General features: G+C 70.2%; 1 pseudogene. It reads left to right on the top strand.

Annotated elements, in window-relative coordinates:
• Positions 1-516: pseudogene (locus AC3EQ1_RS31350) on the top strand (IS5/IS1182 family transposase); the annotation flags it as partial.

The raw sequence follows: 516 nt of genomic DNA, 5'->3' as shown, positions 1-516 counted from the left end.
CACTATGCGACGAAGGCCGAGGACTCCCGGTTTCCCCAGGCCCGCACCAAGCGGGACGAGGTGGGCCTGCGGATTGGCAGAGACGGGATGAGGCTGCTTGAGGCGGTCCTCGCTCCCGCCGCACCGACCGCCCTGCGGACGCTGGACGAGGTGGAGACCCTGCGGCGGGCGTGGGTGCAGTCCTTCCACCTGGTCGACGGCGAGGTGAGGCGGCGGGACCCAAAAGACTGCCCGCCGGGCGCGATGCGCCTGGTCACCCCCTATGACACCGAGGCGCGGGGCAGCGTCAAACGCGACACCTTCTGGGACGGATACAAGGTCCACCTCACCGAGACCTGCGAGCTCGACGTCCCGAACCTGATCACGAACGTGGCCACCACCCTCGCCACCGTTCCCGACGACCGGATGGCCGCGGTCGTCCACACGGGTCTGGCCGCACGCGACTGCCTGCCCGGCGAGCACTGGGTCGATGCCGGATATCCCACAGCAGCCCAGATCGTGGCCGCCCGCACCGAG

The organism is Streptomyces sp. bgisy100, assembly GCF_057709105.1.
Note: the sequence above shows the minus strand (reverse complement) of the source record. Positions and strands in the feature narration are given on the sequence as shown.